The following is a 26,388-nucleotide window of genomic DNA, read 5'->3' as shown; positions in this document are numbered from 1 at the left end:
TATTATCTATTTAAATTCAGTGAATCAGCATATCCTGTTAGCTCAAGATAGCCCTGCCCAGCGAATTGTCCATCTCGTGTCAGCGTCACCGCACCCTCCCAATAAGCTGCGCCGATAGACTGCCGCGAATCCAGTTCCTGATCATCCAATAGGGGTGTGAGTAACCATTCAGCTGTATCTGTATGAACCCGCATGACCACGGGATAGATAGCCTCTGTATACGGTGACCGCCAAGTACGTACGGGCACAAACTCTATTTGCTCCGGCTTAAATTGTGTGACATGACCCGATGCATCACGCAATATAGCCTGTGCCCATAATTGAGTCCCATTCTTGTGACGAATCTGAAATGCCATGAAGGCCGAACCATCAGCAAGATTAGCGCCTACCCAGTCCCACCCCACAGCTTCAGCATCCAGCAATTCGGAGGACCATTCGTGGTCAAGCCAGGCACGGCCACTGACAGTCACGGGTTGATTATGATGAAAAATTGTACCTGCCACATTTAAATGTGGCTCGCTATAGTAATAACTGGCCTGCGCCAGGGTCGGACCCTTGCGCGAAAAACCCTTATCTCCCTGCAGTATCATAGCTTGCGTCGGGGCCAATGATAAATCCAGGCTAAAATCAGCTGCCTGCATATTCACCTGATAACCGCCGTCGATTTCGCGTACAAAACGCCAGTCATCCAGCTTTATATCGGTATTGCCTAATCTGGCATAGCTCAGCTCGAAACCTTCCCGTGCACTTCTTTGCTCATACAGCACTTTTCCCTTATCCGGATCAGATAGTGCCATGTGTGCAATAATCAATTGCTTGGGCGCAAAACGACTTGGATTATCCGGATTATGACCGGTTGCAGAGCGAAAAAAAGTAATCTGAAAACCCAATGGTTCTTTATCCACAGTTTCCAGCCAGCCAGTTACATACCACCACTCGATACGGAAATCCGGATGAGCGCCATAATCATGTGGAAAAGTCAGGACATAATCAGGTGTTACAGGTGAAAACCGGGGCGAATCGGCAAGAACAACTGTAGCAAATAGAACCACTGAGCATGCAAATACTTGCATAAAACGGGTGGATCGATATTTTTGCTTGAACCACTCATATTGAATATATTTAAGAATCGGCATCACCAATCCTCCCGCACCGCACGCACTACATTCACAGACACTGCACGACGGCCTGCTATCAATGCGGTCAATGCGGCAGATAGCAGCATGACCCCGGCTACAATCGTTAGCCAGATCCATGGCAGATGCAACTGCATGGTCCAGTGGAATGATTGTGGATTCACAACAAAAACAAGAATCAGACTAATACCCCAGCCAATTACAAAGCCCAGCATAATTCCAAGTGCTGTCAGCAAGCCACCTTCCGTAATCAGCAAGGTAAATACCTGACGGCGCGTTACGCCAATATGACGCAACATACCGAACTCTTTGGTACGCGCCAATGCCTGCGCTGAGAAACTGGCGGCGACGCCAAGTAATCCAATAATCACAGCAACTATTTCCAGTAGATAAGTGACCGCAAAACTGCGATCAAAGATTTCCAGACTTAACGCGCGCATTTCGCTTGATGCCGATATCTCTAGCGTGTCGCCAAATGGCAAACGTTGTAACGCTGTACTGGCCTGCTCTGAACTTATTCCAGCTTGCAACCACAAGACAGCCGTATTAATACTATAATCTGCCGATAATGCCTGATAGTCTGCCAGCTGCATCTGTACAGCTCCAAATTGACGACCATAATCGCGCCATATCCCGGCAATAAGAAACTCAGACGCAGTCGTGCCTATCGGCAAGGTAATACGTTTACCCATGGTATAACCGTACAAATCAACCATTGCTTCCGATACCCAAATAGGCTTAACACCTTCCTGCAGCAAGGCAGACATCGGTATTTCATCGATTATTGGTAGTGTATTGCCGACATGGCTCAGATCTATAGGACGGGCAATCAGCGTAATAGCCGGCCTCTCAGGATCAATCACTAGTCGCAAGACACGTAAAAAATCAATACGCGTAATACCAGGTACTGTCGCTATTATCTTTTGCTCATCCAGCTGGAAACCACCCTGACCGCCACTTGAAGCAGCCTGTACATAAAGATCGGCAGGCAACACATCCAGTAGCCAGTCATCAACAGATATTCTAAAACTGGTTACCATAATCGCCATCGCCACCATCAGACTGAAACTTGCCAGTACCCCACCCAGCGCAATCGATGCCTGGTTAGGTGTGTTAGCTAATCGTGCGAGGGCTAATGTCAACACGGCATTAGTAATAGGCCATTTCATTCTTTTCAGCAGAAAGGAAAAGACAAAAGCTGAAAATACAGGCATCAATGCAATGCCACCAATCAAAACCAGTGCAATCGCAAGGTAACCAAAAACAGGCAACTCGAAGACCGGGGGAAGCTGCGCCAACAAGATTGCTGAACACAAACAGACAATGGCCGGCCAGGGAGTTGTCCACCTCAAAACCGCCATATCTTCACTGCCTGATTTGAGCGCCGTGGCTGGCTTAGCGTGTGCTGCCTCCCAGGCCGGCACAACACTGCCCAGCAAGGTAACGCTTAATCCGATAATAAAGAACAGGCTCGTAGCCAATGGACTAAAATGAACACTCGGTTTTATTCCTGGAAAAAATCCCCCTCCCAAATCACCGCCAAAGAAATGCAAGGCTATAATCGCAATCGCATATCCCAGCATTAAACCCAGCAATGATCCAATGACGCCCAAAGTAGCGCCTTCCAACAAAATCTGTCGCAATAATTGCGAACGTGTCAACCCCAGCACACGTAACAATGCAAACTGATGACGCCGCCGGGTTATTGATAATACCTGTGTTGAAAACACTAGAAATGCACCAGTAAACAGTGCAACCAGCGCCAGCATATTTAAATTGACGCGATAAGCGCGCGACATATTAGCGATACGCATCTCCTGATCAGCTACCTCGGTAACAAAATATCGCTCGCCAAGCTCTTCGGCTAAAGCTGCTTTGAATGCATCGCGATTAATACCCGGCCGTAATTTCAATTCAACACGCGATAATAATCCAACATGTCTAAAGTGCCACTGCGCCGCACCAATATCCATCACCGCAATACGTTGTCCCGCACGGGCACGCACCAAACCACCCGCAATTCGCAGAGTAACGATCTGTGTCCCTACACGTACTGCTAGCGTCTCTCCCTGCCTAACCTGTAGCCATTCCATTGCAGCAGGCGACAAAAAAATAGCATCATCGGCCAGCCCATCCAGTGGCCGATCTTCGGCGGGCATTCCAATTAGATCCGGTGAAATCCTGGCTGCACGCAGCATATCAATACCCAGTACTTTCAACCGATTATCTTTTTTGTCTTGTGATGCTGTTAACAGAAAAGCGTCCAATTCCAATACCGGGTTTACAAGCGCAACCTCCGTATAAGTAGCCAGCGTGGGGTAAAGTGACTCATCAAACATGGCTTGTTTACCCTGCACCTGTAGATCTGACTGGCCAGTCAGATTCCTGACGGCTGCTGAAAATTCGTTAAAAGCCGCTGTATTAATCAGATGAATTGAAAATCCGAGTGCGACACCCAGTGCGATAGCAATAATTGCAACCATCGCTTGTACGCGGTGAGTGCGCCATTCAGCAACAAACAGCCAGCAAGACAAGCGCACATTATTCACCCGACGTGATTGAAAACCATAGGATACAAGCCATCCTTTGTTAATGTCAGCACATGGTCTGCAGTCTCCGCAGCGGCACGCGAGTGAGTAACAATGATGCCCGCTGCCCCGTTTGCCTTAATTTCGGCGCGTATTAACATAAGAATATCATGAGCGGTATCCGGATCGAGATTACCGGTTGGTTCATCAGCTAAAATTAATTTTGGACGGTGCACGAGCGCGCGCGCAATGGCAACACGTTGTAATTCGCCTCCGGACAGCTCATGTGGAAAACTGTTTCCTCTGTCATCTAGACCAACAGCCGCCAGCATGGATGCCACACGTTCCATAGAATTTCCATTGAGTAACAGCGGTAAGGCAATATTTTGATTCAGCGTCAAATGTGGCAGCACATGAAAGGCCTGGAAGATAAAACCAAATTTTTCACGTCGTAACTGTGTTGCCGCATCATCATCCAGCAATGAAATGATCGTGCCGTCAATACCTATCTCTCCTGAATCAGGTGTATCTAATCCGGCAATCAGGTTTAATAATGTTGACTTCCCAACACCCGAATCGCCCATGATTGCCACATATTCACCCGCATTCAGGGCATAAGACAAATCAGAGAGTACTGGCCGTCCATCTATATAAGCCTTATTAATATGGCGCAACTCAAGCATCATTGGAAACCATGACACAATATGACGCGGAATCCGGTGACCGTATTGCTCGACACCACCCAGAATCACCCGGCCGTGATAATAACCACTTAGCATCTGCCAATACACCTTGTATCAAGTTATTCTCCCCCGGCCACGCCTTGAAACTCAATTTTTATATTAACAAAAATGACTATCTCTATAATAAAAAGCTTATCGAAGAATAGCATGCTATGGACCGTCTGGGTTACTATAGTACACAGAGTAGACCTCTTTAAGCCTCACGGACAATTTCTGTCTGCGCTTAAATGCAGTACTCAAGCGTTACACGTTTTAAAACAATCTGGAGAAAAACATGGCACGAGCAAATGCACGTCATATTTTGGTAAAAACTGAAGAACAATGCAACAACCTGAAAACTGAGATCGAAAACGGTGCCGAATTTGACGCAATAGCACAACAGCATTCTTTATGCCCATCAGGTAAACAGGGCGGCAACCTGGGAGAATTTGGCCCCGGGCAAATGGTCAAGGAATTCGATACCGTCGTTTTCAGCGCACCCATCGGGGAAGTACAAGGCCCCGTTAAAACCCAATTTGGTTACCACCTTCTTGAAGTGACTGAACGACAAGATTAAAAAAACGAATACTCCGCACAACCGTTTGTAACTGAGTGAGCGTTTAGGGGAGCTTATCAGCTCCCCTTTTTATTGCATGAATTCTCCATTGTTATCCCTTCATGACGAATAATCCACCTGATACGCGCGCCCGTTGGCAAGCAATTAAGATGACCGCAGCGTTTATACGCCCCTATAAACACCAAGTCATTTATAGTTTGCTCGCACTCTTGTTCACTGCAGCTGTCACCTTATCCATTGGACAAGGCATCCGCTTGCTTATTGACCAGGGTTTTGCGACACAATCAAGAGCGCTGTTAACGCAATACGTCTCCATATTTTTATTGTTGGTAATCGCCCTTGCTATCGGAACCTTTTCTCGCTATTACTGGGTTACCTGGCTAGGCGAGCGTGTCATTGCGGATATCCGCCGCAAAGTATTCGATCATCTCATCCATTTACATCCCGGATTCTTTGAACAGAATCGCAGCCTTGAAATTCAGTCGCGGCTGACAGCTGACATGACCCTCCTGCAATCGGTCGTTGGCTCATCGGTCTCGTTTGCCTTACGCAATCTGATCATGATGATTGGCGGTGTTATCTGGCTGTTTATTACTAATGCAAAATTAACTGCGATTGTCATTATTTGCATCCCATTGGTAGTCACACCTATTCTAGTATTCGGCCGCCGGGTGCGTGGCTTATCCCGCCAAAGTCAGGATAAAATTGCGATAGTAGGCGCTTATGTCGGAGAAGTACTCGGGCAGATTAAAACCGTGCAAGCCTATAATCATCAGGAAATTGATAAATCCAAATTTCATGATTATGTAGAAGCAGCCTTTACGGTTGCAAAGCATCGCATCACCCAACGTGCGTTATTAGTCACCATGGTCATTATTATGGTATTAGGTGCCGTTGGTATCATGCTTTGGGTGGGAGGAATCGATGTTATTGAAGGTCGTATCAGCGGTGGTGAATTGGCTGCTTTTGTATTCTACAGTGTCATTGTCGGCTCTGCCGTAGCCTCCATTTCAGAAGTGGTTGGCGAACTACAGCGAGCTACAGGTGCCGCTGAGCGCACCATGGAATTATTAAATGCGCCCAACCAGATACAATCTCCCCTTCACATGCATCCACTACCGCCTATAACAGGCAGTATCAAAATCGAACAGCTTTGTTTTGCTTATCCGTCTCGTCCTGATGTATTAACCATCAACCATTTGACATTAAATATTCAGGCAGGAGAAACCTTAGCATTAGTTGGTCCTTCGGGCGCAGGCAAGTCAACCCTGTTCGATTTATTATTACGCTTCTTCGATTGCCAATCCGGTTGCATCAAACTGGAAGAAATTAATATTCAACAACTCGATTTGTTTGCCTTGAGACGCTGCTTCGCTCTCGTTTCTCAGAATCCAGCCTTATTTTATGGCACTATTAGTGATAATATTCGATATGCACGACCCGATGCGCCCGATGCAGATGTTGAAGCAGCCGCTAAAGCGGCATACGCACATGAATTTATCTGTAAATTACCACATGCCTATCAGACACATCTAGGTGATGCCGGGCTCGGTTTATCGGGTGGTCAAAAGCAGCGCCTGGCAATAGCACGGGCAGTATTAGCCGATGCGCCTATTTTATTGTTGGATGAAGCCACCAGTGCATTAGATTCACAAAGTGAATTCTGGGTACAGCAAGCGCTGACAAAATTAATGGTCAATCGCACTACATTGGTTATCGCACATCGTCTGGCTACCGTAAAATCAGCTGATCGAATCGCTGTGCTTGATCAAGGACGTTTGGAAGCACTGGGCACGCACACCGAGTTGATGAAGTCCAGTAAACTATATTCTCATTTGGCCACGTTACAGTTCCAGTCAACTCAGCCGCTGTAAATTTTCTACTGGTATCCTTTCATCCTGTCCACATATCGGCATTACGAGCAATATCGATATGACGATAATTTATTTATCAGCGGTACGGCCTAATTGCATATGCGTATATCGAGCTACAGTCGATAAAGTATGACAGGCTGCCCGCATCCCTATCGCTAACTGGAATAAGGTATGTAAATTCACTGATCGTCTCCATAACAACTTTAGCAAGTCAAATAAATTCACACTGCCATCAGGATATACGGCATGATTCAATGCAGGCGGTGGTGAAAATTCAATGGAGTCAATAATGGCACGGATGGCCAGGAATGGTATGTCCGCATTTGCTGCGGTCTCCGCAATCGCGCCACTCTCCATATCGACTGCACAAGCACCAGTAGCTGTTGCTAATTCACGCTTTGCCGCTTCCGAAGTTAACGTCACGAGGCTTGTCGCTAATATGCCATTTGCAATCGATAAATGAGAGGGTAACAGCAGCTGTAGTCGATCACGCCAATCCAGCGCCACCGGATAAACTTTTTCACTAGTATGTATTGCCCCAGGTAACACTAAATCACCCGAGCGCAAACTTGAATCCAGCGCACCGGCAACACCAAAGCTAATCAAAGCAGTCGCACCATTTGCCTGCAACCCCTTCGCGGCCGTCCGAGCCGCATGATCTCCCATTCCACAAAGCCATACCAGAGTATCGTTCCCCAGACAGGCTATCTCATTGTAAGGCAGGCGAGTAGAAGTCAGGCAATTTGCCTCTGCCCTCAGTGCTATAACGATACCCACGACGCTCACGCAGTGTGCTCTCTGAGCAATGCACGATATCGTGCCAAAGCCCATAATGGAAAATATTTTGAGTATCCATGGTACTTCAAATAGAAAACACGTGGAAAACCCGGTGCCGTAAACCAGGGCTCCTCCCATAAACCGTCACTGGATTGACTGCGTAACAAATAATTGATGCCATTCCGTACGGGCCGACTATCCACCTCTCCCGCAGCCATCAAGCCAAGCAGCGCCCAGGCAGTCTGAAAAGAAGTACTCGTTTCAAACTGACCCGCCTGTGCCGGCTTAAAATAAGTATCATTACTTTCTCCCCATCCGCCATCTTCACGTTGCACGGATAGCAGCCATTGTACTGCACGACGGATGGCAGTATGCTCTGTATCCAATTTTGCCAGTCGGAAAGCTTCCAATACCGACCAGGTACCATAAATATAATTAGTGCCCCAGCGCCCAAACCAAGCACCATTCGACTCCTGTTCCCGAAATAAAAACGCCATGCCATTTTGCACAGCATCCTGATGGCGAGATTCGCCATATTTAGCCAGTAGACCAACACAGCGCGCCGTCACATCGCTGGTAGGCGGATCAATTAAGGCACCGTGATCTGCAAAAGGAATTTCATTAAGATAGTGACAGGTGTTATCTATGTCAAAAGCTGCGAAACCACCATCGCCGGACTGCATGCCAGCAAGCCAGTTTGCTGCGCGCGCCAGGCTCTGATGATGTGTAGAAGAATTCCCCTGATGCAATGCCCAAGCTACTGCGGCGGTATCATCAAGATCTGGATAATGCGGATTAGCATATTGAAATGCCCAGCCGCCACCTAACAATTGGGGACAACTGTCACGCCAGTCTCCCGGTTCCTCCAGGATCTGTTGCATTACTAGCCAATCAAGCGCCTCTCGAACCGGTTGTTGATCGATACCTTGATCTTCCTGCAATGCAAGACAGGTCAGCACAGTATCCCATACAGGCGACGTACAAGGCTGACACCACATATGTTCGCCTTCATCTACCAGTAATCCCTGTAATGCCTTTCGACATTGCTCTCGATAAGGGTGATCATAAGCGTATCCCAGTAATGCCAGCGCTTCATGCGCATTCACCATGGCAGGAAAAATCGCCCCCAGGCCACACTCACCATTAAGGCGTTCAATTATCCAGCGTTCGGCGCGACGCACCGCAAAGCGACGTAAAGATTGAGGAAAAAGTGGTTCCAGTCGTGAAATAACCCTTTCTATCAACATGAATAAGCGATTAAGGCGGGTCAGTGCCGGTGGAAAATAATGCTGTTCATCCTCTGGCGCTACGGTAAATAATTCGCGAATCTGTACCCGGCGCGGATTAGCAGCACGCGCTTTCAAAGTACATAAAATGGATAATGGCACCATGACAGCACGCGACCAATACGAGACTTTACTCAAATGAAAGGGAAACCAGCGGGGCAGCAAAATCAATTCTGCCGGAACAACAGGTATACCTCTCCACGGTATCTGATCATACATAGCAAGCACTATTCTTGTAAAAACATTGGCACGTGCGGCGCCTCCTTGTTCCAGCACTGCTGCGCGCGCACGCGCCATATGTGCCGTATCCGGCGAATCACCAGCCAATTTAAGCGCATAATAGGCTTTGACTGTGCAGCTCAAGTCTAAGTGTCCACCATAATAAAGTGGCCAACCGCCATGTTTTAGATCTTGTTGAGCGCGGATAAATCGCGCGAGTTTAATCTCCAGATCAACGTCCACTTCATCCATAAAGTGCATCATTAATATATATTCAGCAGGAATTGTGCAGTCTGCCTCGAGCGGGAAACACCAATGGCCATCTTTATGCTGTAAAGAAAGTACAGTCTCACGTGCCGCAGTAAATTTCTTTTCCAGCTCTGTTGCGTTAATTACATCTTGATTCAAGTCAGGGGTTGCTGGAGAAAAAGTGACTTCATTCGTACGCACAAAATTAATATGTTGCCGCAACAGCTTAGATATTCTATGAAACACTCTCATTTATTTTTTCCCCCACCATATTCTGTTACAAAATTTTTTGCCAATGAGCACAAATTCAACGATCAGGTTAAAATTAGACCTACACGTATTTTAGCTATTACATAAAAACTCCTTGAAACAAGCTCTTTTAAGCAAATTTCAATCTGATACCTCATCTATAAAATTACTCTGCAACAGATTATCCTGAAATAGTTCATTATAAATTTCAAGTGGAGGACTACCATCATAAATCAGATATTCACGTTGCTGCATCGAAGCCTCGCGCACAAACAGATAAGGATCCAGTGCAGCTTGATCACGAATACGCATAGGACCCGACAAACGTGCACGCTTGTCAATAGCACCCAAGACAGTTAAGGGGGCAAGAACGGTAGCGCCCACCATATAGCCTGCATAAAAAAGAACGTTCGTAGCGATACTGATGGGAATGTCGGATATATCACGTTCATTATTTGGGCCCAGCATTGGGATAAATAAATAGGATCCGGCATCAACACCCCACACGCCTAGTGTCTGGCCAAAGTCTTCATCATTTTCCGCAAGACCCATATGTGTCGCCATATCGAAAAGCCCAAATAAACCAATAGTCGAATTAACAATAAACCGAAGGCCATCCTCAAAGCCTTGGCGAATTTTACCTTGTAGGAAAGCATTTAGAACGACGCTCGGATAGGATAGATTATCGTAGAAATTCCCTACCGAACGCTGTGCCGCGCCGGGTACATATTCTGTATAAACATTGACTGCCGGCTCCAGGAAAATTCGATCAATACTATCGGTAAAATTATAGGATAGGCGATTGATCTTTTCATACGGATCCGCCAAAGCCATATCATCACCACCATTAACCTTAGGTGCTGTAGCACAGCCCGTCAACATCATAATTAAAAAAAATAATATTATTATAATCAAACGATTACAACTTATCCTCAAATACATGCGTTCCAATCTTATATTAATCTCATTCATTTACCAATCCAGTCCATTTACTGTCCATTGGCATACAGTAAACAGAGCGCATGTCCTATTTTCCCACGCCTATTCGCTGTAATAGAGGTAAGTGTCGTGTTATTAATTTCTCGTGAGCCAGCCATTCGATTTCATCAATTAATGCCTGACGTAGCGAGCTTTGAGGCAATCCCAGCTCATCAACAGCGCGACTGCTATCAAAAAACATAGGGTAACGTGCTAATCGTACACCGGTTAAAGATGCTCTAGGTGAACGATGGGTCACATGATCCGCTATAAACTCGGATAATGCAGCCGCAGTGAGCGCTATCCAATAGGGAACCCGTGCTTTAGGCATCACCAGTCCGGTAATTTCCTCAATTAGGCGCAGTAGCTCACCTAATGTCAGATTCTCATTACCTAAGATATATCGTTCACCAGGACACCCATGTTCAGCAGCCAATATATGTCCTTTTGCCACATCGCGCACATCCACCAGGTTAAATCCACAATTAAGATAAACCGGTGTTTTAATATTCAGGAAGTCCAGGATCATCCGTGTCGGTGGCGTAATCAAACGATCTCCTGGGCCAACAGGCAACGTGGGCGCGACAATGACAATTGGCAAACCATCATGCGCGGCCTGAAAAGCAGCCTGCTCAGCAAGGAATTTTGAACGACAGTATGGGCCTGGCATTTCATTAAGGACACGTTGCACGTTTGCACCCACAGGCACATCGTCACGAGGTGTATTACCCGTCAAAATTGATTCTGTGGAAGTGTACACCACCACCTCAAGATCCTGTCTTGCAACTTCTGCAAGGACGGTACAGGTCCCTTCAAAATTGATACGCTGAAACTCACGCTTATCATGCGCCCATAAATTCGGATTACCTGCCAAATGATAGAGGCGCTGCACGCCTTTAAGCGCCCGACGCACTATATCCGCATCACAGACTGAACCACGCACAATTTCTACCGATGCTGGCAAGGGGACATCAGGCAGATCCAGCACTCTTACCGTATCGCCCTGCTCTAGCAATTGTTTCACTAGATGCGAACCAATAAAACCACCACCACCCGTAACCAGTGACCGTTTGTTACTCAAATCAACTACTCCTTATACAGACACAAAAAATCTCACGCTACAATAGCAGTCTCTGTATGAGAAACAAATTATTGGAAAGAAAAACAATCCGTCTAAACATCTTTCCTAAAGCCGAACAGTATGAATAATGATCACATCGCGCTCAATCCCATATGAGCAACCAAAACAAATCTGCCTGCATTGAATAACCATTCATACCGCTGTCATTTCAATTCTGCCGTTCGCCATGCACGATTTCGACCAATTTTAAAGCTTGTAATTCCATTTCCACCACTAACGCATCAACTTTAGCGCGGAAATGACGATAAAAAATCATACTGGGGATGGCCACTAAGATACCAAAAGCGGCATTATATAATGCAATGGAAATACCATAAGCAAGCTGGGCGGGATTACTGCCTGCTGGAGAACTGGAACCAAAAATCTCGATCATACCAACCAAGGTTCCCAGCAAGCCCAGCAATGGGCTCAGGGAAGCAATAGTCCCCAGCGTCGTAAGATAACGATCCAGATCATGCGCAACCACCCGGCCCGATTCTTCGATGGATTCTTTCATAATCTCACGTGTGCTTCTGACATTTTTAAGCCCTGCCGCAAGAATCTGTCCCAATGGCGAATGTTTTTGCAACCGCACAATCATATCAGCACTGACACCGTTTCTATTATACTCGTTCAATACTCTGGGTAACAATTCTCTAGGAGAAACAATGCGAATACGCAACGTCCACATACGTTCCCCAATAATACCAACTGCAATAATAGAAGCAAAAATTATTGGCCAAATTGGCCAGCCCGCTGCTTGAATTAAAGATAGCACGTAATAATCTCCTCAGTAACCTGATCCGAATATTCTGTTCATTGATATCGCTTCTATACAGAATAGGTGCGTAATGTATCTCGCTGACGTATTTTCAGCAAGAAAACAGTCATGCCTTCTTCTCCACAATGCCTGTAAACAGACCATAAATACAATCACTAGGTTACCTGTTCATAACAGCAATTTCTGAATAAATTTACTTTCAATATCTAGTTTATTACATATAAAACAGATAATTAATCAAACAATATGCGCATCACTATAATGAAAATAATTACTTAATTTCAGAATCTATGTGGACTATTGTAAGATATCAACATGAATTTCTCGCTGACACCTCACATTTCCCCTGCAGTATTCAGTGTAAGCGACTTGAATTATAACGCCAAACTCTTGTTAGAGCAGGCCATGTCTCTGCTTTGGGTTAGAGGTGAAATTTCTAATCTCAGATGCTACCGTTCAGGTCACTGGTATTTTTCTCTCAAGGACGCCCATGCTCAAGTCCGCTGCATCATGTTTCATCATAAAAATCAATATCTGGATTGGCAACCCACCGATGGTTCACAAGTAGAGGTACGTGCACTGGTCACACTCTATGAGTCACGGGGTGATTTCCAGCTCAATGTTGAAACTATTCGCCGCGCCGGTTTGGGGGAGCTCTATGAAGCATACGAGCAGCTCAAAACCCGGTTGGGGAAAGCCGGATTATTTGATCCTGCAAACAAGAAACCTTTACCATCTTTTCCAAAACAGGTTGGAGTCATTACTTCTCCCGACACAGCGGCACTGCATGATATATTAGTTATATTAAAACATCGCATGCCTGTCTTACCCGTCATCATTTATCCTGCATCTGTACAAGGTGAAAATGCTGCAAGAGAAATCGTCACATCTATTCAAATCGCTTCAAAACGTGCCGAATGTGACATCTTAATTCTTTGTCGAGGCGGCGGCAGTATCGAGGATTTATCGGCATTTAATGAAGAAATCGTAGCGCGGGCAATCGCAAATTGCCCAATTCCAATCATCACTGGTATCGGCCATGAAACAGATTTCACCATCGCAGACTTTACCGCCGATATTCGCGCACCCACACCAACCGGCGCAGCACAGCTCGCCTGTCCAGATCGCAAGGAATTACTGCATCATCTCACTGTCCGGTATCATCACATACAACGTGTAATGCAGCATCACATTGAACGTCGGATGCAGCATATCGATACACAAGCGCATCGATTACTTCATCCCGGCAAACACATCCATCATCAATTCACTTACCTGCAACATTTACACGACAAATTGGTCTATATCTGGTCTCATCAAATTGAAAAAGCATATTGGAAATGGGGTAAACTCAATCACCGAATCTCTAGTGCAAGTCCCAACACCACGCGACTAATCGAACAGCAATCTGATCTGGCACTACGCTTAAGCCGCGCCATTTCTTGTCGCATCAACACCTTAGAATCTAATTTGCAAAATCAGAAGACACAATTGACCCATCTTAATCCACAATCCGTATTAGCACGCGGCTATAGTATTACTTACGCAAAAAACAATACCATAATATGTAACAGCAAGCAGGTTGGCATCAACGATAATATTCAAATTATATTTGCGGAAGGATGGTGTAATGCTGAGGTAGTAAAGAAACCCTGATTAGATACATCAGGAATATTATGATAGGAAAGTGATATAATTTAACCAGATATTATGAAGTTAGGGATACAGGGTATCGAAATTTTGTCGCTCTGGCACCTTATCAACGCAACACAGGATTGTGCCATCAAGATCATAACTAAAAAAATTTAACGTAATCTGACAAGAAGCTTAAGTATACTCATATCTTTGTAATATTTTTCTACAATCTGTATCAATCGATGAGTTTTAGCTTATTTTAATATTACCTACAATCTAGCAAAAAGAATCATTGTAATTAATAAAATAAGAAGAAATAAGTTTTTCTTACCTCAGCAAGGAAATACCTTCAATGTCAAAAATTTTTCTTACGCTTGGTGCCATCAATGCATTCTTATGTATTGCATTAGGTGCCTTCGGTGCACACAGTCTAAAACAAACATTAACCGCTAATATGCTCGCTGCATATCTAACTGGCGTACAATATCATTTCTATCACGCAATAGGCCTTATGCTGGTTGGTTTAATGCTGTTGCATTTCCCCCAATCCCGATTAATGGCAATGTCTGGCTGGCTAATGTTGATTGGCATTATTCTATTTAGTGTCAGTCTCTATCTATTGAGCCTGACAGGTATACGTGGTCTTGGCATGATTACACCGTTTGGTGGCATCACATTTCTATCCGCATGGGCGTTATTTGCTTATGCCGCGTGGAAAGAACAGTAAGCAGCAAAGTCCACTACAAAATTATTTCATTATAAAAATAGATTGAACACTCAGCCACTTCATTTTTTTGCACCCTGTCCGCGCGGTCTTGAATCCATGCTTGCTATTGAACTAGCACAACTAGGAGCATCATGCGTGCGGGCGCATAATGGGGGCGTACAATTCCAGGGTGACTGGCGAACCTGTTATCGCACTAATTTAGAAAGTCGGATAGCAAGCCGTATTTTATGGCGCATTACTCATCAGCCCTATAGTCATGAGAATGATATTTACAATGCAGCTTATGCATTACCATGGGATACATGGTTTACACCTTCATGTACTATTCGGGTTAATCTGGCCGCAATTAAATGCCCATTACGCAGCTTAGATTACATTACACTTAAAATTAAAGATGCTGTTTGTGATCAATTTCGTCATAGTACAGGCGAACGTCCTAGCGTAAATACGGTACAGCCCGATATCCGTATTCATGGCTTTCTCGATGCGCAACAATTCACTTTGTATCTTGATACTTCAGGTGAGGCGTTATTCAAACGAGGTCTTAGAAAGGTTGCAGGAGAAGCACCGCTACGCGAAAACCTTGCGGCCGGTATCCTGCGCTTGTCAAATTGGCAGCCTGGAACAACATTGCTTGATCCAATGTGTGGTAGTGGCACATTCCTGCTAGAAGCTGCTCAAATAGCATTAAACATAGCGCCGGGATCAAGACGTCATTTTGCTTTCGAAAAATTTATACATTTTGATTCTGTGTTGTGGCGCCAATTAAAAGCAGCCGCCATAGCTGCACAGTTATCTTCTACATCACAACAGCTATACGGCAATGATTTGTATGGATCTGCTTTGACAGATGCCCGTACGAATCTACAGGCAGCAGGTTTAACTGATGTCGTAACTTTAAAGCAAGCAAATATGCTAGAAATTTCCCCTCCAGCAGCAAATGGAATACTGATCACTAATCCGCCTTATGGCGTTCGTATTGGTGAGCAACAGACACTGGCTGATTTTTATCCACAACTAGGCGATACATTGAAAAAAAGGTTCAATGGTTGGACTGTCTATATTCTCTCAGCTGATCCTGCCTTACCTAAATCAATACGCCTGAGCCCATCGCGGCGCATACCGTTATTTAATGGTGCATTAGAATGCCGTCTGCTTGAATATAAAATGATCTCCGGTGGTATGAGGAAAACAAGGAAAATAGAGAATTCACGGTCATCTAATTTATAATTGAATTAAATTCGGCCTCCAAATTAAGCTGGATCAGCGGCCAATCAAAATAAAGATAATTTTCTTATCGAACTTTCTGAGTTGCTCAGATTTCATTAGCTACGCACAATATCTAAGAGACCTTTACAAAACCCCAATAATTGAAAACTGCTGGCGAGGGCTTTTGCAAAAGTCTCCCTTAGTCTATTATCCATTTAACACTCTTTTGGCTAAAAAATAGAAATGCCAAAATGTCATACCAATTGAACCACTATGATCTAACACAAGATTGTTGTGACTGACATCCATCTACAACTCTTTCTTTCAAAAGCTGCTTAGCGTGTGCAGCTGCTTTAATCGCTCGCGGGCAATATGAGTATAAATCTGTGTAGTAGAAATATCCGCATGCCCCAGTAATAATTGCACCACGCGTAAATCGGTACCATGATTCAGTAAGTGAGTAGCAAATGCATGACGTAACGTATGAGGCGACAGCGGCTTATCGATACCGATCTGTTTCGCATGACGCCTAATAAGATACCAGAATGCCTGCCGCGTCATTCCTGCCCCGCGCATTGTAGTAAATAACGTATCCGTTATTTTTCCGTCCAGAAGAATAGGTCGAGCCTGTTGAGTATAATGATTCAACCACTCTAACGACTCCTTTCCCAAGGGCACTAGACGTTCATTACTCCCCTTCCCCATTATACGTATCACGCCCATATCCAGGTTTACTTGTGAACTTTTCAGATTAACTAATTCAGATACGCGCAATCCACTCGCATATAATACTTCCAGCATCGCACGATCACGTAAGCCCAATGGCTGCTTGATATCAGGAGCGCTCAGTAATTTTTCTACATCGGCTTCTGTCAAACTTCCCGGAAGATTACGTAATAGTTTTGGTGTTTCAATATTAAGACAGGGGTCGGTCTGAATTCTGCCCTGACGCAATAAGAAACGATAGAATCGTTTTAAACTCGACAACTCACGACTGGTCGTACTCGCCTTCATTTTAATTGAGCCCCTGAAAGCGAGGAACTCAAGTAGATCAGTATGCGTTGCTTCTGCCAACGATCTGTTATCCTGATTTTGTTCTCGTAGCCATTCGGAGAACAACCGCAAATCATTACGATAACTTTGTAATGTATTGCGTGATAAACCATCTTCTAACCATAGTGCATCAGAAAATTCATCCAGTAATCCTGCATTCAATTCAAGTGCTCTCATGGTCCAATAGCCAACGCTTGATATCTAAGGGGTACCCATCACTTGCATTCATAAAGCCTCCTAATCCACCATTTTTTGCGATAACACGGTGACACGGTACAATAATAGGAATTCTGTTAGCACCACATGCACGACCTACTGCTCTTGGAGCAGAATGTAATTGTGCAGCAATATCGCCATAACAACGGGTTTCACCACAAGGAATACCCTGGATCGCCTGCCACACGCGGCGTTGGTGCACCGTTCCACTAATATGTAGTGACAAATCAAATACAAAATTAGAATGAATTAAGTACGCCTGTAGCTGTTTATAAACTTCTTTAGCAAGCGAATTCCGAGGTAATAAAGGAGGCGTATCGAGCGGCAAATATTCAATATCAGTGAGCCAGTCTTCTTCTGTGCGAATACCTAATACTGCAAACGGTGTTGCTAGTTTTGCCTGAAAAGGTTTGGTTGCATTGGTTACAGGAATATCTCTAGATTTACTCACAGTTCACTTAACCGACCCTTTGCCTTACCAAAACGAAGATTATTCAAATAAATACCATCACCACTAAAAGCATGAGACTTAGAGACTTAATGAAAGTTTCAAATAAGACCCATCTGTTTCCCTCAAATTTGAGAACAGCTTATCTCATTTTCCATATAACGAAGTCGATAGTAGTAGATCATTCAATCTCTTAACAAATGCAGCGGGATCATTAGGTTGGCCACCCTCAGCAAGTAATGCCTGATCAAACAAAATATGACTCCAGTCATCAAAATGGTTTTCTTCAGTTTTTAGCCGTTGAACCATCGGATGGTGCGGGTTTATTTCAAGAATGGGTTTAGCATGATTCACCTTTTGTCCCGCTGACTTAAGCAAACGTTCCAGATTACCACTCATATCATGCGTATCTGCAACCAAGCAAGCCGGAGATTCGGTTAAACGCAACGTAACTCGTACATCTTTCACCTGTTCATCCAACACGCTTTTCATTCTTTCGGTAAGATCCCGATATTCATCCGTTTCCTTCTCACGCTCTTGTTTTTCCACTTCATCTTCGAGATCACCTAAATCAAGACTACCTTTGGCCACTGATTGTAATGATTTACCCTCAAATTGAGCTAAATTCGTTACTAACCACTCATCCACACGCTCACATAACAACAATACTTCAATATCCTTTTTACGAAAAACTTCGAGATGTGGGCTGCTTCTTGCTGCCTTGAGATTATCTGCAGTTACGTAATAAATTTTCTCCTGCCCGGCTTTCATTCGGCCTATATAGTCATTCAACGATACCGCTGGCTCATCGGCCGCCTCATTGTGGGTCGAAATAAATCTTAACAATTTAGCGATGCGCTCCCGGTTACTATAATCTTCTCCCACGCCTTCTTTTAAAACCTGCCCGAATTCTCGATAAAAAGTTTTAAATTTCTCTTTACCCGCCTCTTCCTCACTATTGGATAACTCTTCTATCAAGCCTAATACCTTCTTGACTGCGCCCGCTCTAATCGTTTCAATATCCTTAGACTCTTGTAATATTTCACGCGACACATTCAATGGCAAATTATTGGAATCAATTATGCCACGTACAAAACGCAGATAATTCGGCAGCAATTTTTCTGCGTCATCCATGATAAACACACGCTGTACGTATAATTTGACACCATGACGATGTTCGCGATCAAACATATCAAATGGCGCGCGTGATGGAATATAGAGTAACTGAATGTACTCTTGTTTTCCCTCTACCCGTGCATGAACATAAGCCAGCGGTGGCTCGAAATCATGCCCCACATGTTTATAAAATTCGTTGTATTGTTCAGGCGTAATCTCATTCTTGGCACGTGTCCACAACGCGCTCGCCTGATTAATGGTCTCATCTTCATCCGTAATATTATTTTTATTATCTTCTTGTGACCATTCTTCCTTTTTCATCACAATCGGCAATGTGATGTGATCCGAGTATTTCCGGATAATACTGCGTAATCGATGACCATTTAGAAGCTCATCTTCATCTTGGCGTAAATGAAGAATGATTTCGGTACCCCGCATTTCCTTCTCTACCGTCTCTAATGTATATTCCCCTTCACCGCTTGATTCCCAGCATACGCCATGTTCAACCGTCAACCCGGCCCGCCGTGTAATTAAGGTCACTTTATCGGCAACAATAAAAGCGGAATAAAATCCAACACCAAATTGACCAATCAAGTGGGTGTCTTTTGCCTGATCACCTGTCAATGAATTAAAGAACTCACGGGTACCTGACTTAGCAATCGTACCAATATGATCAATGACTTCCTGTCTGGACATACCAATGCCATTATCTGCAATGGTAATTGTGCGATCATCGGCATTATAACTAACACGAATTTTAAGCTCCGAATCCGATTCGTATAATGCTGAATCTGTCAGTCCTTCAAAACGTAATTTATCCGCAGCATCCGAAGCATTAGAAATCAGTTCACGCAAAAATATTTCCTTGTTACTATACAAGGAATGAATCATTAACTTTAAAAGTTGTTTGGCTTCAGCCTGGAAACTCATGTGTTCTTTGGTTGTTTCAGCTTGCACGGTTCTCTCCTTAAAAAAACAGATACTAACATGAAGGCAAATTAGAGAAATTCAAGTACACGTATAGAAAGTATCTCACCAGTGTAGAAAATAATTTCCAATCTATGTTTTCTTTTGTATATCTGTTTATATTGTTTATTAATATTTTTTTAATCTCTTTATCAATGATAAATTTAAATTACTTCTCATACATTCTTATACTTATATTAAGCCAAAGTTTGCCGGTTATCGCACAAAACTCAATATTACCTCTTGATAAAATCAAGCTTCCACCTGGCTTTTCTATTAGTTTATGGGCAGCTGTACCCGATGTGCATGCCCTTACGCTTGGCCACAAAGGCACCGTCTTCGCCGGATCAAAAACCTCAGGAAAGGTTTATGCAATAACAACAGACAATGGCGCACGACAAGTCAAAACCATTGCACAAGGTCTTAAAATGCCAACAGGAGTTGCTTTCAGAAATGGAGCACTTTACGTCTCAACGATTAGCCGTATCCTGCGTTTTAATAATATTGAAGAGAATCTTGACCAGCCCCCTCAACCCATATTCATAAATCATGATTTTCCCACAGAGAGATTTCAGGGATGGAAATTTATTGCTTTCGGGCCTGATGATTTACTTTATGTATCGGTGGGTGCACCCTGTAATATCTGCCAACCTGATCCCAGTCAATTTGCACTGATTTCACGCATCAATCCAGATGACGACAGCTATGAAGTTTACGCTCAGGGCATTCGACATTCGCTTGGATTTGATTGGCACCCAGAAACAAAAGCATTATGGTTTACAGATATTGGACGCGACTGGATGGGAGATGATCTACCCGCCGATGAACTTAATGTTGCGCCAGAACAGGGCATGCATTTTGGTTTCCCTTATTGCCATGCAAATGATGTATTAGATCCAAAATTTGGTGCAAAACGCGATTGCAGTCAATCCACTTCACCTGCCATCGAATTGGATGCCCATGTCGTTCCACAGGGTATGCGATTTTACACAGGCAACATGTTTCCAGCAGAATATCGCAACCAGATTTTAGTTGCCCAGCATGGCTCCTGGAATCGTCGTACACAAAGAGGCTTTCAACTGGAACTAATACGTATACAGGATAATAAAGCAATTCAACGCGAAATATTTGCTGAAGGCTGGTTGCAAGATGGTAAAGCCTGGGGGAAACCCGTTGACGTATTAGTCATGCCGGATGGAGCATTACTCGTATCGGATGATTTTGCAGGAGTTATTTATCGAATCAGTTATACACAGCCTTAGCCGATTTTATCCTAGAAAAGATAATATATCTTTTCTAGGATAGATCGTGACAATAGAAGAGACCTCTGCACAACTGCGTTTTTGAGCTTTTCTGATTACTTGCAGCATTTATAAATCAATCACTTAAAAATCTTTCCCAGCCCGAGATAACCAGTTATCCAATGGTTTTTAGAAGTCAGACGAACCTAAACGATGCCACTTTATTCATCATTAGTTACGAGAAGGATTATTTCCGTTACATTGAGTTCTGGATAGCATATAAACTTAAAGCCATTAATACTTGAGGAAATAATCCAAATACAAGAACAGCTAATCCATTAACACTAATCAGTATTTTTACATCGGCCTTAGGCAAAATAGGTTCACTATTATCAGGTTCATCAAAATACATAAATTTAACAATCCGTAGATAATAAAACGCACCAATCAAAGATAGTAATACAGCAGTAACTGCCAACCAGATGTATCCCGCATTTAACACGGCCTGTAATACAGCAAATTTGGCATAAAAGCCAATCATGGGAGGGATCCCCGCCAGCGAAAACATCAATAATAGCGTAATAAACGCATACCAAGGGTTTCTTTTATTAAGGCCTTTAAAGTCACTGATATCGTCAGCTTCGAAACCATCCCGCGATAAAAGCATAATGATTGCAAATGTACCCAGCGTCATCAATACATAGGCCATAACATAGAATAAAGCAGAGCTGTACCCATTCCAATCTGCACTAATAAAACCGAGCAGTAAAAACCCCATATGAGAAATTGTAGAATACGCCAACATACGTTTTATATTCGTCTGAGCAATCGCCGCAATATTACCCACTGCCATAGACATCACTGCTAATATTACAAACATTCCCTGCCAATCAGCGACCATTTCGCCCATACCTTCAACCAGCAAACGCATTACAAAGCCAAATGCCGCCAGCTTAGGAGCAGAACCGATAAATAATGTTACGGCAGTTGGCGCACCTTCGTACACATCGGGTGCCCACATATGAAAAGGTGCCGCACTCAGCTTGAAACTGATACCTGCAACAATAAAAACCAAACCAATAACCAAAACTTCCTGACTAATGACACCGTCTTTTATTATCTCGGATATATTACTAATATGTAACGTGCCGGTAGCGCCGTAAACCATGGACATACCATAAAGCAAGAATCCAGAAGCCAATGCCCCTAACACGAAGAATTTCATAGCCGCTTCGGTCGCAACTAAGGAATTACGCCGCAGAGCTACCATCGCATAAAGTGATAAAGATAATAGTTCCAGTCCTATATAGAGAGTCATAAAGTGACTAGCAGAAATCATCACCATCATTCCTAACGTCGCAAACAAAACAAGACTAAAGAACTCTCCAGTCAACATACCACGCAGGCTAATATAGGAATGCGAATAAATGAGTACTGCAGATACGGTACCATACACCATTAATTTCAGTATATCTGCCATTACATCATCAACATACATGCCAGAAAATGTATAGCTGACATCAACAGATAATGATAAAAAAGTAATTAATGCACAACCCAGCAGTGTAAACTGTGTCAACAAATAAGCAACGTAACGTCTTTTTTCACCTGCTGCGAGATCAGCCAGCATTGTCAGACAGACCATGATGAGCAAAAATATCTCCGAATGGGCTGGTGTAAAGTCAGGTGGTATAAAATTCATTAATTATTAATCCTCACATCGAGAAAAATATTCAATTTAGAGAAATACATGTTCAAAGCTTGCTGTGGCTCACGTGTTCCAGTAAATGATCGACTGTTGCATGCATGACTTCAGTTAATGGAAAGGGATAAATACCTATCCACAATACTGCAATAGCCAATACTGCCAATACTGCGAATTCACGGCCGGATATATCCTTCATACCTTCTACCGCTGGAGTTGCCACCGCACCAAATATCACCCGCTTATACATCCATAATGTATAAGCGGCACCAGTTATCAGTGTTGTAGCCGCCAGGAATGCATACCAGAAGTTAACTTTAGCCGAAGCCATAATCACCATGAACTCACCCACAAAACCGCTGGTGCCAGGTAAACCTGCATTAGCCATCGCGAATAACATAAAGAATGCAGCAAACATCGGCATCTTGTTAACTACGCCTCCGTAATCAGAAATTTGCCTCGAATGCAGCCTATCGTAAAGAACACCAACACATAGAAACATTGCTCCAGAAATAAATCCGTGCGAAATCATCTGAACCATTGCGCCTTCGATACCGTAGGCATTGAACAAGAAAAAACCGAGTGTTACAAACCCCATATGCGCCACAGAAGAATAAGCAATAAGCTTTTTCATGTCCGCTTGCATCAATGCAATTAATCCGATATACACAACGGCAACTAATGACAGCACAACCATCATATCTGCAAGATAGTGACTTGCATCAGGGACTATGGGCAAAGAGAAGCGTAAAAAACCATATCCACCTAATTTAAGCAATATTGCCGCCAATACCACTGAACCACCAGTAGGCGCTTCCACGTGTGCATCAGGCAGCCATGTATGCACTGGCCACATCGGTACTTTTACTGCAAATGCCAACAGAAATGCGATAAAAATCAATATTTGCGGTGTCAACGGAATTGACAGCTTATGATAATCCTGTATCAAAAAGCTACCGCCGGATATTTGATATAGATATATAAATGCAACCAACATCAATAAAGAACCCAGCAGAGTATAAAGAAAAAACTTAATGGCCGCATACACACGATTCGGGCCGCCCCATATTCCAATGATCAAGAACATGGGTATTAAAGATGCTTCCCAGAATACATAAAATAAAATTGCATCAAGCGATGCAAATACCCCATTGACAATCCCGGACATGATTAAGAACGCGCCCATATATTGCGATACCCGTTCGCGAATCACTTTCCATCCAGCTATCACCACTAAGGGTGTAATGAAACAATTTAATAAAATCAATGGCATTGAAATTCCATCAACACCAAGATGATAATAAATGTTAAATCGTTCAACCCACACCTGATTCTCAACAAATTGCATTGAGCTACTCGTTGGATCAAACCATACATATAATGGAATTGCCACCAAAAATCCCAGTAATGATCCAGCCAACGCAATCCAGCGAGCTACCTGAGCGTTGCGATCATTGCCGGTCGCAAATACGGCGATACCAATAAAAATTGGCAGCCAGATGATTAAACTTAATAATGGAAAACCAAACACCATGTTTATTCCGTTCTATTGGTTAGTGCGTATTAGCTTTTAGCATAAGGTTCACAGATACCGCTTCAGAGGTACGGTGATATCTTTTTACTTGTCTATCAGAATTGGTAAAGCCACAGAGTCATCAGAACAAAAGCTCCGACAATCATAGTAAATGCGTAGTGATAGATATATCCAGATTGAAAGCGACGTATCAATACAGCAGTCCAAGCAACCACTCGCGCTGCGCCATTAACAAAGAAGCCATCAATTATTTTTACATCGCCATATTTCCATAATCCATTCCCAAGAGCACGCATACCACCAGCAAATAACCATGAATAAAACTCATCAATATAATATTTGCGGTCAAGTAAGGTATACAGCGGCCCACATAACGTCTTAATTTTTTCCGGAATATCTGTTCGCACTATATATAAAAGCCAGGCGGTAAAAATACCTCCGACGGATAGCCAGAACGGTACTGTTGAGAGCGCATGTGTCATCATTCCACTAATACCAATAAACTCAGCACTGAGTCTCTCAATGGCATCATGCTCTGGAAGTACATAGATCACATCCTGAAAATAGTTGCCAAAGACAATTGGCCCCACAAACCAACCTGCAGCAACAGTTGGAATAGCGAGAACGATCAATGGCAGAGTCACGACCCAAGGAGATTCATGCAAGTGTTCTTTGGTATGAGCATCCATTCTTGGCTGACCATGAAAAGTCATGAACAGTAATCGGAACGTATAAAGTGCAGTAACAAATACGGTCGTTAGGACACAAAAATATGCAAATTCAGCGCCAGGAATATTGACGAAATGTACTGCTTCAATAATAGTGTCTTTAGAGAAAAAGCCAGAAAACCCAGGAACACCAGCACTCGCTAATGCCGCTATGAACATGGTCCAATAAGTAATCGGCATATATTTCCTCAACCCCCCCATTTTAAGCATATTTTGTTCGTGATGCATCGCAATAATGACAGACCCCGCACCCAGGAATAAAACAGCCTTGAAAAAAGCATGTGTCATCAAATGAAATATTGCCGCCGAATAAGCCGAAGCCCCTAGCGCAACAGTCATATAGCCTAATTGTGACAAAGTAGAATAAGCAACAACACGTTTAATATCAGTTTGCACTACGGCCACTAACGCCATAAACAGGGTTGTAATCCCACCTATCACTAAAATAATAGAAAGCGCAGTATCAGATAATTCATATAGCGGTGACATACGCGCGACCATAAAGATGCCGGCGGTCACCATAGTTGCGGCATGGATTAATGCTGAGATCGGTGTTGGACCTTCCATGGAGTCTGGCAGCCAGACATGCAATGGAAATTGAGCGGATTTTCCCATCGCGCCAATAAACAGTAAAACACATATTACCGTGATCAATAGCCAAGGTGAACCAGAAATTATTTCGACTGATTGATCAGCAATCTGGGGAGCCTGAGTAAAGACGGTCGCATAATCAAGTGTCCCAAAATAGACCAGCACCATTGCAATACCCAGTAGAAAGCCGAAATCGCCAACTCGATTAACCAGGAACGCTTTCATGTTGGCATATATTGCTGTGGGGCGCGTATACCAGAACCCAATTAATAAATATGAAACTAATCCAACGGCTTCCCACCCAAAAAATAATTGCAAAAAATTATTTGACATCACCAACATCATCATCGAGAAGGTGAACAGCGAAATATAGCTAAAAAACCTTTGATAACCGGGATCATCGCGCATATATCCAATAGTATAGATATGCACCATTAATGAAACCAAACTGACAACCACCATCATCGTAGCCGAGAGTTGATCAATCAAAAAGCCAATTTCGAAACGTGTATCGCCAGTAATCAGCCATGTATAAACACTGCCGTTATATATATTTCCTTCTAGTACGTCCATGAAAATCACGATAGACGCAATCAGAGATATGGATACCATCGAAATCGTGATACGGTGACTCCAGACGGGCCCAATAAAACGACCAATCAATCCAGCAATCAACGCGCCCACCAGCGGTGCAAAAGGCACCAGTAAATAAATTTTTTGCAT

General features: G+C 43.6%; 20 protein-coding genes. 6 read left to right on the top strand and 14 right to left on the bottom strand.

The genetic code is table 11. The features are described from left to right. Positions 1-2: 2 nt before the first annotated feature. The 3 genes from BUQ89_RS03260 to BUQ89_RS03250 are packed head-to-tail and all read right to left on the bottom strand — an operon-like array spanning position 3 to position 4,347. Entirely contained in the window at positions 3-1,136 is a 1,134-nt protein-coding gene (locus BUQ89_RS03260) for a lipocalin-like domain-containing protein (RefSeq protein WP_083399506.1), read from the bottom strand. Continuing rightward, positions 1,136-3,676, bottom strand: a complete 2,541-nt coding sequence (locus BUQ89_RS03255) for an FtsX-like permease family protein (protein WP_342742958.1) — start codon at positions 3,674-3,676, stop codon at positions 1,136-1,138. The genes BUQ89_RS03260 and BUQ89_RS03255 overlap by 1 nt, the downstream gene beginning before the upstream one ends. Before the next feature lie 5 nt (positions 3,677-3,681). Beyond that, positions 3,682-4,347: an ABC transporter ATP-binding protein gene (locus BUQ89_RS03250; RefSeq protein WP_036572760.1), complete on the bottom strand. Its 666-nt coding sequence runs from the start codon at positions 4,345-4,347 to the stop codon at positions 3,682-3,684. A gap of 334 nt (positions 4,348-4,681) precedes the next feature. Between BUQ89_RS03250 and BUQ89_RS03245 the strand changes: the two genes are divergently transcribed. Next, positions 4,682-4,963, top strand: a complete 282-nt coding sequence (locus BUQ89_RS03245) for a peptidylprolyl isomerase (protein WP_028461042.1) — start codon at positions 4,682-4,684, stop codon at positions 4,961-4,963. Between the two features lie 101 nt (positions 4,964-5,064). After that, positions 5,065-6,837 carry an ABC transporter transmembrane domain-containing protein gene (locus BUQ89_RS03240; RefSeq protein WP_028461043.1) on the top strand — a complete coding sequence of 591 codons (1,773 nt, stop codon included), beginning with the start codon at positions 5,065-5,067 and terminating at the stop codon, positions 6,835-6,837. A 69-nt stretch (positions 6,838-6,906) separates the two neighbouring features. Here BUQ89_RS03240 and BUQ89_RS03235 read toward each other — a convergent pair whose 3' ends face one another. The 5 genes from BUQ89_RS03235 to BUQ89_RS03215 form a co-directional block, all read right to left on the bottom strand. Continuing rightward, on the bottom strand, positions 6,907-7,614 hold the full coding sequence (locus tag BUQ89_RS03235; RefSeq protein ID WP_245812880.1) for a phosphorylase family protein: 708 nt from the start codon (positions 7,612-7,614) through the stop codon (positions 6,907-6,909). 5 nt (positions 7,615-7,619) lie between these two features. After that, entirely contained in the window at positions 7,620-9,620 is a 2,001-nt protein-coding gene (gene shc, locus BUQ89_RS03230; RefSeq protein WP_143071220.1) for a squalene--hopene cyclase, read from the bottom strand. A gap of 138 nt (positions 9,621-9,758) precedes the next feature. Continuing rightward, complete coding sequence (locus BUQ89_RS03225; RefSeq protein ID WP_028461046.1) at positions 9,759-10,589, bottom strand: MlaA family lipoprotein; 831 nt, start codon at positions 10,587-10,589, stop codon at positions 9,759-9,761. A gap of 55 nt (positions 10,590-10,644) precedes the next feature. Further along, positions 10,645-11,676 carry an NAD-dependent epimerase/dehydratase family protein gene (locus BUQ89_RS03220; RefSeq protein ID WP_051537536.1) on the bottom strand — a complete coding sequence of 344 codons (1,032 nt, stop codon included), beginning with the start codon at positions 11,674-11,676 and terminating at the stop codon, positions 10,645-10,647. Positions 11,677-11,884: 208 nt separating this feature from the next. Continuing rightward, positions 11,885-12,493: a MotA/TolQ/ExbB proton channel family protein gene (locus BUQ89_RS03215; protein WP_028461047.1), complete on the bottom strand. Its 609-nt coding sequence runs from the start codon at positions 12,491-12,493 to the stop codon at positions 11,885-11,887. A 318-nt stretch (positions 12,494-12,811) separates the two neighbouring features. On the opposite strand from BUQ89_RS03215, the gene xseA reads away from it, so the two are divergent. The 3 genes from xseA (at position 12,812) to BUQ89_RS03200 (ending at position 16,088) form a co-directional block, all read left to right on the top strand. Continuing rightward, positions 12,812-14,152, top strand: a complete 1,341-nt coding sequence (gene xseA / locus BUQ89_RS03210; RefSeq protein WP_036572749.1) for an exodeoxyribonuclease VII large subunit — start codon at positions 12,812-12,814, stop codon at positions 14,150-14,152. Between the two features lie 331 nt (positions 14,153-14,483). Continuing rightward, positions 14,484-14,858: a DUF423 domain-containing protein gene (locus tag BUQ89_RS03205; protein ID WP_028461049.1), complete on the top strand. Its 375-nt coding sequence runs from the start codon at positions 14,484-14,486 to the stop codon at positions 14,856-14,858. Positions 14,859-14,900: 42 nt separating this feature from the next. Next, a complete protein-coding gene (locus tag BUQ89_RS03200; RefSeq protein WP_028461050.1) occupies positions 14,901-16,088 on the top strand; it encodes a THUMP domain-containing class I SAM-dependent RNA methyltransferase in 1,188 nt (395 codons plus the stop codon). 303 nt (positions 16,089-16,391) lie between these two features. Here BUQ89_RS03200 and xerD read toward each other — a convergent pair whose 3' ends face one another. The 3 genes from xerD to htpG all read right to left on the bottom strand — a co-directional run bounded on the left by xerD (position 16,392) and on the right by htpG (position 19,830). Continuing rightward, complete coding sequence (gene xerD / locus BUQ89_RS03195; protein WP_036572752.1) at positions 16,392-17,297, bottom strand: site-specific tyrosine recombinase XerD; 906 nt, start codon at positions 17,295-17,297, stop codon at positions 16,392-16,394. Beyond that, positions 17,284-17,787 carry a methylated-DNA--[protein]-cysteine S-methyltransferase gene (locus BUQ89_RS03190; RefSeq protein ID WP_051537537.1) on the bottom strand — a complete coding sequence of 168 codons (504 nt, stop codon included), beginning with the start codon at positions 17,785-17,787 and terminating at the stop codon, positions 17,284-17,286. Before BUQ89_RS03190 ends, xerD begins: the two co-directional genes overlap by 14 nt. Before the next feature lie 144 nt (positions 17,788-17,931). Further along, a complete protein-coding gene (gene htpG / locus BUQ89_RS03185) occupies positions 17,932-19,830 on the bottom strand; it encodes a molecular chaperone HtpG (protein ID WP_036572766.1) in 1,899 nt (632 codons plus the stop codon). Positions 19,831-20,075: 245 nt separating this feature from the next. On the opposite strand from htpG, the gene BUQ89_RS03180 reads away from it, so the two are divergent. Then, positions 20,076-21,128, top strand: a complete 1,053-nt coding sequence (locus BUQ89_RS03180; protein WP_245812879.1) for a PQQ-dependent sugar dehydrogenase — start codon at positions 20,076-20,078, stop codon at positions 21,126-21,128. 235 nt (positions 21,129-21,363) lie between these two features. On the opposite strand, the gene nuoN is transcribed toward BUQ89_RS03180, so the two are convergent. The 3 genes from nuoN to nuoL form a co-directional block, all read right to left on the bottom strand. Beyond that, complete coding sequence (gene nuoN / locus BUQ89_RS03175) at positions 21,364-22,809, bottom strand: NADH-quinone oxidoreductase subunit NuoN (RefSeq protein WP_028461055.1); 1,446 nt, start codon at positions 22,807-22,809, stop codon at positions 21,364-21,366. A gap of 52 nt (positions 22,810-22,861) precedes the next feature. Continuing rightward, complete coding sequence (locus BUQ89_RS03170) at positions 22,862-24,346, bottom strand: NADH-quinone oxidoreductase subunit M (RefSeq protein ID WP_028461056.1); 1,485 nt, start codon at positions 24,344-24,346, stop codon at positions 22,862-22,864. A 95-nt stretch (positions 24,347-24,441) separates the two neighbouring features. Then, on the bottom strand, positions 24,442-26,388 hold the full coding sequence (nuoL, locus tag BUQ89_RS03165) for an NADH-quinone oxidoreductase subunit L (RefSeq protein WP_028461057.1): 1,947 nt from the start codon (positions 26,386-26,388) through the stop codon (positions 24,442-24,444).

Source organism: Nitrosomonas cryotolerans ATCC 49181, from assembly GCF_900143275.1.
Taxonomy (GTDB): Bacteria; Pseudomonadota; Gammaproteobacteria; order Burkholderiales; family Nitrosomonadaceae; genus Nitrosomonas; species Nitrosomonas cryotolerans.
This window is presented reverse-complemented; position numbering and strand designations above follow the sequence as displayed.